Source organism: Flavobacterium sp. LM5 (genome assembly GCF_002017945.1).
Classification (GTDB): Bacteria; Bacteroidota; Bacteroidia; order Flavobacteriales; family Flavobacteriaceae; genus Flavobacterium; species Flavobacterium succinicans.
Genome location: NZ_MUFX01000001.1, coordinates 270,082 through 285,978 on the forward strand (window position 1 = coordinate 270,082; position 15,897 = coordinate 285,978).

At 39.2% G+C, this 15,897-nt stretch carries 10 protein-coding genes; all 10 read left to right on the top strand.

The annotated features are described in order from the left end of the window. The first annotated feature begins 15 nt into the window (after window positions 1-15). A complete protein-coding gene (locus tag BXU11_RS01130) occupies window positions 16-1,467 on the top strand; it encodes a RagB/SusD family nutrient uptake outer membrane protein (protein WP_189318491.1) in 1,452 nt (483 codons plus the stop codon). 99 nt (window positions 1,468-1,566) lie between these two features. Beyond that, window positions 1,567-2,487, top strand: coding sequence for a dihydrodipicolinate synthase family protein (locus BXU11_RS01135; RefSeq protein ID WP_024982501.1), 921 nt, complete (start codon window positions 1,567-1,569; stop codon window positions 2,485-2,487). 65 nt (window positions 2,488-2,552) lie between these two features. Next, entirely contained in the window at window positions 2,553-3,689 is a 1,137-nt protein-coding gene (locus BXU11_RS01140; protein WP_139363423.1) for a kelch repeat-containing protein, read from the top strand. A gap of 45 nt (window positions 3,690-3,734) precedes the next feature. Further along, the gene (locus tag BXU11_RS01145) at window positions 3,735-4,973 is read left to right on the top strand and encodes an MFS transporter (RefSeq protein ID WP_078210702.1); all 1,239 of its coding nucleotides are present in this window, start codon (window positions 3,735-3,737) and stop codon (window positions 4,971-4,973) included. 103 nt (window positions 4,974-5,076) lie between these two features. Then, window positions 5,077-7,155 (top strand): GDSL-type esterase/lipase family protein, encoded by a 2,079-nt coding sequence (locus BXU11_RS01150; RefSeq protein WP_189318492.1) that lies wholly within the window; start codon window positions 5,077-5,079, stop codon window positions 7,153-7,155. 64 nt (window positions 7,156-7,219) lie between these two features. Beyond that, the gene (locus tag BXU11_RS01155; RefSeq protein ID WP_078210703.1) at window positions 7,220-8,404 is read left to right on the top strand and encodes an AGE family epimerase/isomerase; all 1,185 of its coding nucleotides are present in this window, start codon (window positions 7,220-7,222) and stop codon (window positions 8,402-8,404) included. Window positions 8,405-8,463: 59 nt separating this feature from the next. Next, a complete protein-coding gene (locus tag BXU11_RS01160; RefSeq protein WP_078210704.1) occupies window positions 8,464-11,685 on the top strand; it encodes a LamG-like jellyroll fold domain-containing protein in 3,222 nt (1,073 codons plus the stop codon). A gap of 69 nt (window positions 11,686-11,754) precedes the next feature. Continuing rightward, window positions 11,755-12,870: an N-acetylglucosamine-6-phosphate deacetylase gene (gene nagA, locus BXU11_RS01165; RefSeq protein ID WP_078210705.1), complete on the top strand. Its 1,116-nt coding sequence runs from the start codon at window positions 11,755-11,757 to the stop codon at window positions 12,868-12,870. Between the two features lie 61 nt (window positions 12,871-12,931). Beyond that, window positions 12,932-14,869 carry a glucosamine-6-phosphate deaminase gene (gene nagB, locus BXU11_RS01170; RefSeq protein ID WP_078210706.1) on the top strand — a complete coding sequence of 646 codons (1,938 nt, stop codon included), beginning with the start codon at window positions 12,932-12,934 and terminating at the stop codon, window positions 14,867-14,869. Between the two features lie 295 nt (window positions 14,870-15,164). Then, window positions 15,165-15,890, top strand: coding sequence for a metallophosphoesterase family protein (locus BXU11_RS01175; protein ID WP_024982493.1), 726 nt, complete (start codon window positions 15,165-15,167; stop codon window positions 15,888-15,890). Window positions 15,891-15,897: the final 7 nt, after the last annotated feature.

The window sequence follows — 15,897 nt, forward strand, 5'->3', positions numbered from 1 at the left end:
TTAAAAATCAATACCATGAAAAATAAACATATCCTATATATATTTTTAGTTGCAGGACTCACTCTTTTAGGGTCTTGTGCCGATGATTTAGACCTACAATCCGAAAGCAGCATCACCTCGGATGCCTTTTGGAAAACCGAAGACGATGCCAAAGCTGCTGTGAATGGTTTGTACTACAGTTTTAGAACCCAAACCCAACAAAACTATTATTTGTTGGGAGGCGCTCGAAGTGCTGAGATTAAAGGTGGTGTGCAATCGCCTTTAAATCTTGCCAATTATTACAACAACAACCTCAACGCTCAGAATATTGATGTGGATTGGAGCGGATTGTACACTGTGGTGCAACAAGCCAATTTGATTCTGAAATATGTACCAACAATCACGTTTAGTCCCGCAACTGCAAAGGAACAAAAACGTTATTTGGCTCAGGCTTACACTATGAGAGCTATGGCTTATTTCATCATGGCACGTTCTTGGGGTGGAGTACCTGTTGTAACCACTCCAACAGAAAACACTAATCAAAATGAGTACATCATTCCTAGAAACACGATTCAAGAAACCTTTGCTTTTATCAAATCGGATTTAGAATTGGCGTTGAGCAATTTTCCTGATGACACCAACAACAAAGTACAATTATCAAAATCAGCCGCGAATGCTTTAAAAGCCGATGTTTTTCTATGGACTGCGAAACAATTAGGAGGTGGAACCGCTGATTTGAATGTGGCGCTTACCGCAATAAATGCTATCACTCCCCTATCTTTATTGCCTAATTTTAAAGATGTATTTAGTTACGCTAATAAAGGAAATGCTGAAGTATTATTTGCCATTCGTTATTCTTTGACCGATGTAACTTCTAATTTACAAGACAACTGGAACTCATTTATGTATGTTGGGCCAGCCGATTTTTCTGGAGCTACTGCTTCAGCCGCTACAGCGTTATTCGGAACTTTAGGCTCAGGAGCTGGTAATGCGGGAATTTCAAGAGTTCAGCCAGATGCTTCTCGTTTTAATTTCTCTGCTACAGATACTCGTAAAGACGCTACTTTCTTGACTTTGAGAAACACGGCCAATACCGCCGATGTGGTGACAGGTTTAATGAAATACAACGGTACGGTAGACGGATCTTTAAGAAGATTTACTAGTGATATCATCATCTACAGATGGGCAGATATTCTCTTGATGAAGGCCGAAATCAAAAATGCTTTGGGTCAAGATCCAACAACCGAGATGAATTTAGTGATGCAAAGAGCTGATGCAACAGCTTCGTTCACTAATGGTACTCAAGCCGCCAACGACGATGCCATATTAAATGAGCGTTTGAAAGAATTAGCCTTTGAAGGCAAAGCATGGTGGGATTTAGTACGTTTTAACAAAACATCTTTAGTGCCATCAATGGTAGGGAAAACCATTTTATTCCCAATTTCTCAGAATACCATCAACTACAATCCAAAAATTAAACAAAATTAAGGGCTACTAAAACCTTTTTTTTACTGAAAAATGACTGAGTCGACTATGAATATAGTTCGGCTTGGTCTTTTACATTCCAACCTTAAGATTATAAAAACAATGAAAACAACACATTTACAAGGACTTATAGCTGCACCATTCACTCCTTTTGACTCGAATGGGCAATTGGATTGTAGTCGCATACCCGAATATTATTCCTTTTTAAAACGCAATAAAGTGACTGGTGCTTTTATCAACGGATCTACAGGAGAAGGGGTTTCGTTAACCCTTGAAGAAAAAAAAGCTATGGCACAAGCTTGGGCCGATTGTTCTAATCACGATGAAGATTTCAAAGTCATGGTTTTCCTTGGAGGAACTTGTATAAACGATTGTATTGATTTGGCCAAGCACGCTTATGAAATAGGACTTTATGCCGTTTCGTTGACAGCTCCCTTTTATTTCAAACCAGCCAATGTAGAGATGCTAGCACAAGCTTGTATTATGGTAGGAGAAAGTGTGCCCAATATGCCCTTGTATTACTATCATATTCCAGTACTAACAGGCGTTAACTTCCCGATGTTTGATTTGATACAAGCTTTAGATGGTCAACTCGACAATTTTGCAGGAATAAAATACACTCATGAGGATTTCATGGACTTTCAAAGCTGTATGAGTTATAAAGATGGCAAGTATGATATGCTTTGGGGACGTGACGAAAATATGTTATCCGCTTTGGTATTAGGTGCCAAAGGAGCGGTAGGAAGTACTTTTAATTATGCCGCTCCTTTATACTATGATTTAATAGCGTCCTTCGAAAGCAACAACTTACCAAAAGCTCGGCAGTTGCAGCAAAAGTCCATCAATATGATTCGATTACTGGGAAAATATGGTGGAATTTCAGTTGGAAAAGCATATATGAAAGTGGCTGGTTTGGATTTGGGTGATTTCAGATTACCCGTAAAAAACATGAACGCCTCCCAATTTGAAGCCTTTCAAAAAGACGTTCAAAGCTTAGATTTCAAAAGTTTTAAATCGAATTAATGCATCGATTTACAATGAAAACGATAAGAAAACAACTGTTTTCTTTCACTCTAATCATCACTCTTATGCCAAATACCACCTCTCTTTTTGCTCAAGCAAAAGAACATAATGAAATAGAATGGGAACTAGCCGCCGTCATGCAAACTCACGATGGAAAACCCACACTAGGCTTTGCAGGCGCCATAAATGGTGTACACCAAAATGCATTGATCGTGGCAGGTGGCGCAAATTTTCCGGATAAAATGCCTTGGGAAGGAGGACAAAAAAAATACCATAACACGATACATCTTCTAGAAAAAAAAGGCGAAAATTATGTTTGGAATACCGAAGTTGATTCGTATTTACCAGAACCTATAGCCTATTGTGGTGTAACTTCTACAGATTTGGGTGTGGTTTATGCAGGCGGAGAAAATAAAAAAGGTCTGTCACAAAAAGCATATCTCATAAAATGGGGAAAGAAAAAAAATGAAATCACTTTCCATCATCTTCCAGATTTGCCCAAAGCACTATCAAACATCGCGTTAAGCAATTACGAAAAAGTGGTCTATGCCGTAGGTGGGGATGAAACACAACAATCCTCGAAAGATTTTTATAGTTTAAATCTGAATCAAGAACAATTGGAATGGAAAAAACTAGCTGATCTTCCTTTGGCATTAGCCAATGCTACAGCGGTAGTTCAAGAGACAAAAGAAGGACCATGTCTTTTTGTTTTTGGCGGAAGAACCAAAACACCTTCTGGGATTAGCGTTTTACACAGCACGACTTTTTCATACAATTTCAAACAACAACAATGGAAAGAAATGGCTACTATTTCAGATGAAAAATCCTTAATGAACTTATCAGCGGGTACAGCCCTTCGCATAGGGAAAAGTAAAATTTTGCTTTTGGGCGGAGACAACGGAGTCGTTTTTCATCAAATAGAAACGTATTTATCACAAATCACACAAACGAATTCACCAAAAGAAAAAGAGATCCTAATCGGCAAAAAAAACGAACTCGTTACCCACCACGAAGGCTTTTATAGAGGAATTCTAGCCTACGACACGGTAACAGATTCTTGGGAAAAAATAGGCGAATTGCCCTTCCTGACTCCGGTAACCACTACTGCATGTTTGTGGGATGATGCCCTAGTGCTCTCTAATGGCGAAATAAAACCCGGCATTCGAACTCCAAATATTATGATAGGAAAAATAAAGAAATAACGCTGACTATTAACTACTACTCCATTTATAAAGTACAAAAAAATCATGAAAAACTCAAAATATTATCCTTGGATAGTGGTCGCCCTACTTTGGTTTGTGGCCTTGCTCAATTACATGGACAGGCAGATGCTAGCCACCATGCGTCCATCCATGGAACAGGACATCCCTGAGCTGGTTTCAGGAGAAAATTTCGGAAGGTTGATGGCCATTTTTCTTTGGATTTACGCATTGATGAGTCCGGTTTCTGGCCTTATTGCCGATAAAATGAACCGAAAATGGTTAATCGTAGGCAGTTTGTTTGTTTGGTCTGTGGTCACCTATGCCATGGGCTATGCTACAAGTTACCAACAAGTGTACTGGCTCAGGGCCTTAATGGGCGTAAGCGAAGCCTTGTACATTCCGGCTGGGTTATCCCTCATTGCCGATTATCATCAACAAAAATCCAGATCCTTAGCCATCGGAATTCATATGACAGGGCTTTATGTAGGCTCCGCTTTGGGTGGTTTTGGTGCAACAATTGCTGGAGCGTATTCTTGGCACAGTACTTTTCATTATTTTGGATTAATCGGAATCATTTATGCTTTCGTTTTGGTCTTTTTTCTTGCTGAAAAGAAAACGGCTACGAATACTAAAATAACCAACGACTCTCCAACAGAAAAAATAGCGGTTTTAAAAGGTGTAGCGCTATTGTTTACGAATCTTTCCTTTTGGATTATTCTCTTCTTTTTTGCTACGATTAGTCTTCCTGGTTGGGCTACCAAAAACTGGTTACCTACTTTATTTTCAGGAAATTTAGGCATTCCGATGGAGCAAGCGGGACCTCTGGCGACCATTACCATCTCGATTTCCTCATTACTCGGCGTTCTTTTTGGTGGTGTTCTTTCGGATAGATGGGTGCTCAAAAATGTAAAAGGAAGAATTTATACCAGTGCCATTGGATTGAGTTTGACCATTCCTGCCTTATTACTCATAGGTTTTGGGCATTCCATCGTGCATATTGTAAGCGCTGGACTGTGTTTTGGCGTGGGTTATGGTATGTTTGATGCTAACAATATGCCTATTCTTTGTCAGTTTGTATCTTCAAAATATCGAGCGACTGCTTACGGAATTTTGAATATGACTGGCGTAGGCTGTGGTGCTATGGTAACTTCTGTTTTAGGAAAGTATGCCGACAATGGAACGCTAGGTTATGGTTTTGCAATGATGGCAGGCATCGTCGTTTTGGCTTTGCTAGTTCAACTTTGCTTTTTAAAACCACAAGTCAATGATTATTGTGAAGCATAAATAAATCGCATTTGTTAAGAGTGGTTAAGTTGAATTTTGGTTTTCTGAATCTACTGAGGCGAGATTCACCTTTCGTCTCGGTAGATTATTTTAAAAAAACACTATGTCTTTTATCAAAAAATCTTATTATCTGTTTTTCCTGTTGCTGTTTTGGTTAATTGATGTGAGTTTCGCACAAACCAAAGTAGCTTGCTTGGGCGATTCTGTTACGGCAGGTTATCTTTTGGGCAATCCAACATCCGAGGCTTATCCTGCTGTTTTACAATCTTTATTAGGGAAAAATTATGTGGTAAAAAACTTTGGTCACAGTGGCGCGACGCTTTTACAAAAAGGACATCGACCGTATGCTAAAACCAACGAATACAAAGCCGCACTAGCCTTTAGTCCTGATATTGCTATTATTCATTTGGGGCTCAACGATACCGATTCTAGAAACTGGCCCAATTATAAACAAGATTTCCAAGCGAATTATCACGAGATGATTGCCGCTTTAAAACAACAAAATCCAAAAGTAAACCTATTCATCTGCAGGATGAGTCCTATTTTTAACGAACATCCCCGTTTTAAATCGGGTACGCGAGACTGGTTTTGGGAAATCCAATCACAAATCGAAGTTGTAGCCAAAGCAAATGAGGTGACCCTAATTGATTTACATGAAAAATTATACGCGCGTCCTGACCTTTTCCCAGATGCGTTACATCCTTCCAAAGAAGGCGCGAACCTTTTAGCTACTACAGTATATTCGGCCATTAGTGGCGACTTTGGTGGTTTGGCTTTAGCCCCTGTTTTTACCGACAATATGGTGTTGCAACGCCAACAACCTCTTGCCATTTATGGAAAAGCCAATGCTGGTGAGTCCGTTGAAGTGGTTTTTCATACTCAAAAGCAAACGGTTATCACCAATGCCAAAGGAAAATGGAAAGTTCAATTTCAGGCTATGTCGCACGGAGGGCCGTATGAATTAGCAGTAAAAACTAAAACAAAAAGTATCGTTTTAAAAAACATTCTTTTGGGCGATGTTTGGTTGTGTTCCGGACAATCCAATATGGCTTTTCCACTAGAAAAATCAGAAAACGGAAAGGCAGAAGTTCAAAAAGCCAAAGCGAATGCTCAACTGCGAATATTTCATTACCAACCCATTCAAGAAACCGATGAAACCGCTTGGGACTCCCTAACCTTGGCCAAGACCAATCAACTGAATTATTTTTCAGGAAATTGGAAAGTATGCGACTCAACTTCTGCGAAAGACTTTTCGTCTATTGCCTATTATTTTGGAAAAAAAATCATTCAGGAAGAAGCTATTCCTATCGGATTGATACAAGTGGCCGTGGGTGGCTCGCCTATTGAATCTTGGATAGCTCGTTACACCCTAGAACACGACGACAAAGCCGTGGAGGTTTTATACAACTGGCGCAAATCAGATTTTTTGATGCCTTGGGTAAGAGAAAGAGCCGATATAAATTTGAAAAACACTACTAATCCCAAACAACGTCATCCCTACGAACCCTGCTACAACTTTGAGGCAGGAATAAAGGACTTTACGGCCTTTTCTATCAAAGGGGTGCTTTGGTACCAAGGCGAAAGCAATGCACACAATACCAATTGGTACGAACATTTACTTCCCGTTATGGTAGCGAGTTGGCGAGAAGCTTGGAAGGGAAATTTCCCCTTTTATTATGTACAACTTTCTAGCCTCAATCGTCCTTCTTGGCCAGAATTCAGAGCGATGCAAAGTAGGTTAGAAAACAAAATTCCTAATTCTGGCATGGCAATAAGTATGGATTATGGGGATGAAAAAAATGTCCATCCGATACAAAAAAAAGAAATTGGCGACCGACTGGCTAGATTGGCCTTGAAGCAAACGTATCATAAAAATATCGTTGCTTCAGGTCCAAAACCCATAAAAGCTTGGCTAAAAAACGATGCGTTATGGATTTCTTTTTCTTCGGTTAAAAAATTGACAACCTCAGATCAACAACCCCTAAAAGGGTTTGAAATCGTAACTAAAACCGGAAAACACCTAGAAGTCGAAGCCAAAATTATTGGTAATCAAGTGGTGATATTCCCGCCGAAAGGAACAACTGTTCAATCCATTTTATATGCTTGGAAACCTTTTACAAATGCCAATTTAATCAATGAAGAAGGATTGCCTTGTTCCACTTTTTCGCTGGATGTTCTTTAGGTACATCCAAATTTTATAAGCGAATTCAATCAAAAAAATAAATGACAATTATTAAATAATAAAAATGAGCTATTCAAAAACAGAACTTCAAAACTTGAAAGAATTTTATCAAAATCAATTATTACACGATACAATCCCTTTTTGGTTTCCTCGCTCGATAGACACCCAATTTGGCGGGTTCTTACTAATGCGTGATCACGATGGAAGTTTGATTGATGACGATAAGGCAGTCTGGATTCAGGGTCGTGCTTCTTGGTTATTGGCCACCCTTTATGCAACAGTTGAACCCAAAAAAGAATGGTTAGAAGGAGCAAAATGTGGGGTAGATTTTTTGAACAACCATTGTTTTGACACGGATGGACAAATGTTTTTTCATGTCACTCGTGAGGGACAACCCATTCGAAAAAGAAGGTATTTCTTTTCGGAAACTTTTGCAGTGATTGCCATGGCAGCTTACGCAAAAGCGAGCGGGGATGAAGCTGTTGCTGAAAAAGCTCGTTTTTTATTTGGAAAATGTATAGCCTACGCAACAACTCCGGGTTTGTTGCAACCTAAATATACTACAACCCGACCATCCAAAGGGATTGGAGTTCCTATGATTATGATCAATACTGCGCAACAATTGCGAGAAACGATTGGCGATCCGCGCTGCGATGAATGGATTAGTCAATGGATTGCTGAAATAGAACGCGATTTTGTAAAAGATGACATTGCGTGCGTAATGGAACAAGTGGCTCCTGACGGCAGCATCATCGATCATATTGATGGACGTACACTAAATCCTGGACATGCTATGGAAGGTGCTTGGTTTATTTTGCACGAGGCCAAATACCGCAACAACGATCCTCATCTAATTGCCCTAGGTTGCAAAATGCTCGATTATATGTGGGAACGAGGATGGGATAAAGAACATGGCGGCATATTGTATTACAAAGATGTATACGATAAACCGGTGCAAGAATATTGGCAGGACATGAAATTCTGGTGGCCGCATAACGAAGTGATTATAGCTACTTTATTGGCTTACACTATGACCGGTAATGAAAAATATGCTCAATGGCACAAAATGGTTCACGAGTATGCGTATGAAAAATTTCATGATGCACAAAATGGCGAATGGTATGGTTACTTACACCGTGACGGAACCATTGCACAAACCGCCAAAGGAAATTTATATAAAGGGCCTTTCCATTTGCCACGACAAGAATGGTATTGCCTTCAGATTTTAGAGGAGTATTTGAAAAGATAAGCCTTTAAACAACAAAAGCATATAATAAAAATTTTACTATTAACTAAATACCACAGATTATGAAAAATGGATTACACAAGTTCTGTTTGTTTGTTTGTTTTGTTTTAGGTTTTAATCTATATGCTCAAAGTGGCAAGGTCTTAAATTTAGATGGGATCAACACTTATATGTCGGTAGCAGATCATCCTGATCTTGATTTTGGATCAGGCCAAAACAAAACAGTCACGTGCTGGGTAAAAACCACAACCAACACTGGAACCCCCAGAATTTTTGCTAAAAGAGCAGGAACTTCTGGAAATGGATACGAATTCTGGACAGGAAACGGATCCAATGCAGGCAAATTTGCGATGAATATGAGCGGAACAGGATCGCCTAATAATATCAGTACTGCTGGTTATTCAACCTTAACAATTGCTGACGGAATATGGCATCATGTGGCCTTAGTCCTAGACGCCACCAGTACCCGTACAATATATGGATACTTAGATGGCGTTTTGGTTAACACAGGCAAAACATTTACCTCGGTAACTTCCGATTTCTCTAATGCTTTGGATTTTATTGTTGGCGCTACTTCAGACACCAACAAAAATTTCAAATGGTCAGGACAAATAGACAATGTCCGTATTTGGAATACTGCGATGACTCCTGCTGAATTACAGTTAGATATGACTTCAACAATTACAGGTCCTTCCACGAATTTATTGGGTGCATGGGATTTTGAAAACATTACAGGTTCCACTGTACCAGATGTTTCTGGAAATAATCATCCCGGAACCTTATTTGGCGGTCCAACTATCTCAAATGCATTTCCTATGGTTTTGAATTTGGATGGAATAAACGATTATATGTCGGTTGTTAATCATCCAGATTTCAATCTCGCCGCTGGCCAAAGTCTTACTATAACCTGCCGAGTAAAAACAGCTGACTTTTCTAAACGCCTCCTGAGTAAAAGACCTGGGGGAAGTGGCGTTGGCTATGAATTTATTAATAATTCCTCTTCTGGAGGTGGGCAGTTTGGCGTCAATCTAACCACCAGTGCAGGAGCAGCAGGCCCTCCATACGGAACATCCTCCATTTCAAACAATGTATGGCATCATCTTGCTATGGTTGTAGATGTAGCCACTACAAGTTGTAAAATATATGTAGACGGACTTTTGCAACAAACTAAAACCACTGTTAACATTGGAGGATCTAATACTGTAATCAATACTGGAAATTTATTCTTTGGAACCCTAAATACGTTTTCCTCTTTTCTGAATGGACAAATAGACGACATCCGATTTTGGGGAAAAGCAATGAATGCAACTGATGTTTTGGCTGATAAAACTTCAGTAATCATTGGTAATGAACCTTTGCTTTTAGCAGCATGGGATTTTGAAAATGTGAGTGGAAATACTGTACCCGATATCTCAGGTCGTAACCATCCTGGGACATTAAATGGTGGAGCTTCTGTGATTGCCCAAACAAATACGATGCAGATCAACTCCGTTTCATTAGTACAAACTGTAGTACCAACAGGAATTGGAGACACAGACCAACGCATTCTTGCAGTAAAAGTTGCGACCAGTGGCACAATTAATCCACTAACAGTAAACACATTAAAATTCACTATGACGGGAACTACTTCCACAGCTGATGTTACCAACATCAAAATCTATTCAAGTGGTAGTTCAGCCATTTTTAATCCAACAACAGCAACCTTATTTGGTAGCACAACACCGTCCACTGGAAATTTAATTGTAAATGGAAATCAACCTTTGAATTCTGGCGATAATTATTTTTGGATTACCTATGATATTGCAGCAGGAGCTAGCGAAGGAAATTTTCTCGATGCTACTTGCGAATCCATCGTAGCCAATTCAATAACTTATAATACCACAGCCAATAGTGTTGCAGGTAATCGAGTTATTTTATTAACTAATACACTATTATTTACACCCGGTGATGCTGGCGCTGCTAGTTATCGTATTCCTGCTATCATTACAGCGGCCGATGGATCTTTGGTTACAGCCACAGATAAAAGATGGAATGGAGCGGGTGACTTGGCAGCCAAAATTGATCCGGTAATCCGTCGCAGTACAGATAATGGCAAAACTTGGTCTGCGCCTGTAACTATAGCAAATTTTGGAGCTCCATCAGGAGCGGGAGATTGCGCATTAGTATTGGACAAACCCACTGGAAACCTACTTTGTCTATTTGTGGCCGAAAAAGGTTTTTTTTCATCCACTGCAGCAAATCCTATAAAAATCAAGTATTGTAAAAGTACAGATAATGGAATCACTTGGGGAGCACCTATTGATATCACCAATCAAATCTATGGTGCAGGATGTAGCAATCCTATTACTCAAAATTGGAAAGGAGTATTTATTGGATCTGGGAGACAGTTTCAAATGCGTGACGGAACTATAGTAGTGGCACTTGTTGTTAGAGACGAAACAAGCACCATAAATAACTACATGATGTCTAGTTCAGACGGTGGTAGTACGTGGACCGTTTCTACTGCCAAAGCAGAAATAGGAGGAGACGAGGCCAAACTTGTAGAATTGAACAATGGTAATTTATTGATGAGCATTCGCAATGCAGGCACCCGAAGATTCAATGTTTCTACAGATAAAGGACAAACTTGGAGCACTCCTTACAATCAAACCGATATTACCGATCCAAATTGTGATGGCGACATCATTCGTTATACCTCAACTCTTGATGGTTATGACAAAAATCGTTTATTACACACCATTCCATTTGCTGGAAACAGAACCAATGTTTCGGTATTGATGAGTACTGACGAAGGAGCTTCTTGGCCAATACGCAAAACCATTTTCTCTGGCGCTTCTGCCTATTCAAGCCTCACCGTTTTACCCGATGGTACTATGGGAATTTATTATGAAAATGGAGAAAATTCAACCTATCAAATGTATTTTGTACGCTTTAGTTTAAATTGGTTAACCAATGGAGCAGATACCTTTGTTCCAAATGTAGTACCCTCTGCTAAGTCCACATCAAAAAAGATTGTGAATTCAAATCAAGACAAAGAATTAAACTTTAACATCACAATTCATCCAAATCCTGCATCAGACCTAGTGAATATCAAAGTTGAAAATGCAACAGGTCCCTTAACTCTTTCTTTATTTAATTTGAATGGCCAATTATTAAACACTATGTCATTGAAAAATAATGAAAAAGAAACCAGCCTTTCCCTAGCACATCTAAGCAAAGGAATTTACACCCTTAGAATTAGTGATGAACAGGAGATCGTTTCTCAAAAAATAATTAAAAAATAACAGTTATTAAACACTCTTAATTTTTAGATTGAGAGTGTTTTAAAGATCAGTAATAAACAAAACACCATTATGAAAAAAGCACTACTAAACGGAATAATTCATACTGGAGATGAAGTACTAAAAGATAGTGTCGTCATTATCGAAAACGGAATTATCCTTTCCATTCAAAACGAAATTCCGCAACACGCAGAGCTGATAGATTTGAAAGGAAATCACCTTTCGGCTGGCGCCATTGATATTCAAATTAATGGTGGTGAAAAATTTTATTTTAGTCAATATCCAACAGAAGAAACACTTCAAGACATTTATGAAACCAGTATAAAATATGGCACTACACATATGCTCCCATGTATGATTTCTTCCTCAAAAGAAACCATTCTACAAGGCATTGAAGCCATCCGATCTTATAAAAACAAACATAACAACGGCGTGTTAGGCATGCATTTAGAAGGGCCTTTTTTGAATCCTTTAAAACGGGGCGCTCATAGCTTGGCTCAAGTCCGAAAACCCACAACATCCGAATTAGAAGAAATCATCCGATACGGGAAAGATGTGATCAAAGTAATGACGATTGCCCCAGAATGTTTTACCGAAGACCAATTAAACTTGCTTTTAGAAAGTGGCATCGTACTCTCGGCTGGACATTCAACGATGACCTATCAAGAGGCACAATCGTATTTTTCAAAAGGCATCCCATTAGTCACACATTTATTCAATGCTATGACACAATTTGGACATCGAGATCCAGGCCTAGTAGGCGCTGTTTTTGACAACAAGAACGTATATGCTCCCATTATTTTGGATGGAGCCCATTGCGATTATGCCGCAGCCCGAATTGCTTATGCCTTAAAAAAAGACAAGTTGTTTTTGATTACTGATGCCGCTTTTTTAGGTCGAAAAGTAGAGCATTTTAAATGGGAGAATTTTGATGCGCATCTCGACAATGGTTTCTACCGCAATGATGAAGGCAATTTGGCAGGTGCCAGTATATCTATGGAAGAAGCCATTCGAAATGCCATACAACATTTGAATATTGACATAGACGAAGCCATAAAAATGGGCACTTCTCGCGTGGCAAAAGCCATAAAAATGGAAAATGAATTAGGCAAAATCAAACCTGGATTTCCAGCGCGTTTCCTTCGTTTTACTCCCGATTTCTCAGAAGTAAGCGCATTAATATGCTAATACTTTATCCAAATCCGTCAGCAAATACTTTAATTAAATAATAAAAAAATATCCCACAATTATGGAAATAGCAACCCAACCAAAATCACCCATTAGTTACCAACCCGCAGGCCAATTTGAAGATACGCGTTTTGAAAAAATCCACAATGTCATTTTTAAAAATGCTGCTGAAGCCTCCATTTTAGTCGCTCAAGAAATAGCTGACTTAATTCGTACTCAACAAGAAAAAAACAAAAAATGTGTGCTCGGATTGGCTACTGGCTCCTCACCTATCAAAGTGTACCAAGAATTAGTACGCATGCACAAAGAAGAAGGATTAAGTTTCAAAAATGTGGTCACATTTAATCTAGACGAATACTACCCGATGCCCAAGGAAAGTGTTCAAAGTTATCATTATTTCATGCATCAACATCTCTTTAATCATGTCGATATTCTACCTGAAAATGTAAACATTCCAGAGGGAAATATTCCTTTAGAATACGTTAATCAATACTGCATCGATTATGAAATGAAAATTAAAAATGCGGGAGGATTGGATTTTCAACTATTAGGCATTGGAAGAACTGGCCATGTCGGGTTTAATGAACCTGGATCTCACATTAACTCAAGTACCCGCATCATAACCCTAGATTACATTACCAAAGTAGACGCTTCTGGCGATTTTAATGGGATCAACAATGTTCCTAAAAAGGCAATAACAATGGGAGTTGCGACCATTTTACGATCCAAAAGAATTGTACTATTAGCTTGGGGACAAAACAAAGCCGCGATTGTCAAAAGAACCATACAGGGCGATTGCAATGCTGAAGTTCCTGCTACTTTTTTACAAAATCATTCCAATACCACTTTTGTTTTAGACCAAGGTGCAGCATCCGAACTCACTAGAGTAGAAACACCTTGGCTGGTTGGAGAATGCCAATGGACCGAAAAACTAAAACAAAAAGCGATTGTATGGTTGTGTCAACATACTCAAAAAGCCATCTTAAAACTAACCGATAGAGACTACAACAACAATGGTATGTCTGATTTGTTAGCAACGGACAGTACATCCTATGATTTGAATATCAACATGTTCAACATCCTGCAACATACCATCACAGGATGGCCAGGTGGAAAACCCAATACCGATGACACCTACAGACCCGAACGCGCTGAACCCGCCCAGAAAAAAGTGCTTTTATTTAGTCCACACCCTGATGATGATGTTATTTCTATGGGAGGTACATTTGCCAAATTAATAAAACAAGGTCACGAAGTTCATGTAGTGTATCAAACCTCAGGCAACATAGCCGTTACAGACGACGAAGCATTGAAATTTGCAGAAGTGGCCGCTGATTACCTTCAAAAAAACCAGCCCGAAATCAATTTTGAGGCCCTAATTGAAAAGATTAAAACCAAAAAAACAGGGCAAAAAGACAGCCATGAAGTTCGAAAATTAAAAGGATTAATAAGAAGAAGAGAGTCGTATGCCGCTACCAGATATCTAGGATTGAAAGATGAAAACGTTCACTTTCTAGATTTGCCCTTCTACGAAACGGGAATGATTCAAAAAAAACCGTTAGGCGCAGAAGATATTGATATTGTCAAAAAAATTATACAGCAAATTCAACCAAATCAAATTTTTGCAGCTGGTGATCTAGCCGACCCTCACGGCACCCATGAAGTCTGTTTGAATGCCATTTTTGCGGCTCTAAAAGACTTAAAATCATTGCCTTTTATGAACGACTGTTGGCTGTGGTTGTACCGAGGCGCTTGGCATGAATGGGATCTTCACGACATAGATATGGCAGTCCCTTTGAGTCCCGATGAAGTAATGCTAAAACGACAAGCCATACTTTTTCACCAATCCCAAAAAGACAGAGTAATGTTCCAAGGCAATGACTCCAGAGAATTTTGGGTAAGAGCCGAAGACAGAAATAAAAATACGGCGAAACAATATGACCAATTAGGACTGGCCGAGTACGAGGCGATCGAGGCCTTTAAACGATTTGATTATTAAAATCTCATCCTAAGATATTGTTTTTTTAGCAAACACAACCTGTATCCCATCCATAAAGCACTAACCTTTTTGGGATGGAATACAGGTTTTTGATTCTTAGCATTCTCGCTTTTTCTTCAAAATACCAGATTGTCTATTGCAAATTCAAACACAACAATACCAATTGCAGCCTGCTTTTCTTGGATTCAATTGTTAAAAACGTCCTATAATTTACACCGATACGATTCATTTGTTACAGCAAAAAAAGGTTTTCTACTAATTTCTACTATTTTTGTAGGTATCGAAATTGGAGCACATGAGAACATTGGTTATTGGAGACATTCACGGCGGCTTGCGCGCCTTACATCAAGTACTAGAGCGAGCAAAAGTAACCCCACAAGATCAACTGATTTTTTTGGGCGATTATGTCGATGGTTGGAGCCAGTCCCCACAAGTGATTGATTTACTTATCGAAATGCAACAAACACACAATGTAATTTGCATCCGTGGCAATCATGACGAACTGTTCATGGACTATCTCGACAGCGGCAAAGACAATCCCTTGTGGTACAAACATGGCGGCGAAGCGACCGTACTCGCCTACGAAAAAGTAACACCCGAAACCATTGCCAAACACCTAGTTTTTCTAAAAAAATTAAAAAATTATCATCTTGACGAACACAATCGTTTGTTCATTCATGCTGGGTTTACCAACCTAAACGGAATAAATTATGAATACTTTCCGCGATTGTTTTATTGGGATCGTACCCTTTGGGAAACCGCCGTTGCCCTAGACAAAACACTTCCAAAAAACCATTTGTCGTACCCAAAACGCTTAACACTTTATCACGAAATCTACATCGGACACACACCTGTTACGCGTTTAGAGCTAACCACACCCGTACAAATGGCCAATGTTTGGAACATCGACACAGGAGCCGCTTTCAAAGGACCACTCACAATTATGGACATCGATACCAAAGAATACTGGCAAAGCGAACCCTTGCATCAATTGTATTTCGACGAAAAAGGCAGAAATTAACACTATC